Source organism: Paraburkholderia sp. FW306-2-2C-D06C (assembly GCF_058781505.1).
In genome coordinates this window covers 1-780 of the sequence record NZ_JBYSWU010000148.1, presented here as the reverse complement: position 1 = coordinate 780, position 780 = coordinate 1, and the positions used below count along the sequence as shown (strand labels likewise).

The 780-nt window shown below is 54.4% G+C and carries 1 protein-coding gene; it reads right to left on the bottom strand.

Annotated features, from left to right (window positions below; all coding sequences use genetic code 11):
* Positions 1 to 252: 252 nt before the first annotated feature.
* Positions 253 to 780: hypothetical protein (locus AC3WLT_RS37250; RefSeq protein WP_492596539.1), on the bottom strand; the 528-nt coding region annotated here is incomplete at its 5' end.

Here is a 780-nt window from a genome sequence, read left to right as displayed (position 1 = left end):
TAACGTGCGTACCATCCCGTCTCGTAGCGCAAAAGACAGGATGTAAACACATTTTTTCAAATGTAAACAGACCCTAGGTCAGACCATTCGGCCTCATAGTCGAAGCTTGGCGGTCTCTCCGAAAACGTGACGTCGGCGCCGGCGGCACTCCAGTCTTTAACAGGTGTCCATCGAGGGAAAACAGTGAATCTGCCGGTTGGCATATGCCGCACGACCGTAAGGTTCCAGCGAACTGGTAGCAGCGGAAAAATTCTAAAACTGGCGCAGCTTGCGTACATCGTCGATAAGTTCAGTGATTGCAAACGGTTGCCATTGATCGCGAAATCGTAATGGAAGTGCGTCTTGGTTGGCGATAGGTAAGAGGCTGGCTTCGATCGATGCAAGGGTTTCCCAATCGACGTTGTGACCAAAGCGCTCTTCTAGCAGCCTGAGACGCCCCGCAACCAGGTCATTCGTGAAAACGCATCCGCCCCGCAGTTTGCGGGCGGAAAGCACTGCACGCAGCGCAGACAGGAGCCGGCCGGCTCCGACAATTCGTCCGCTATCAAGTCGCAAGCCAGCCAGTTCCAGATTGACGAACGAAAAACCGCGTATTAGTTCGCCCGTCGTACTGACACTGACCCTTTCGCCGTGTTCCGCCGCCTTAGCTTGTAATTGGTAGGTCAAGCTAGCGGGCACTGCGGACACAGACCCAGAAATGGCAAGTGCCTCTTTTGAATTTTGAGTGGGTAGGTTTGGCGGGTCAAGGACGGGCGTAAGCCCGGCGTAGCGAATCCTTGA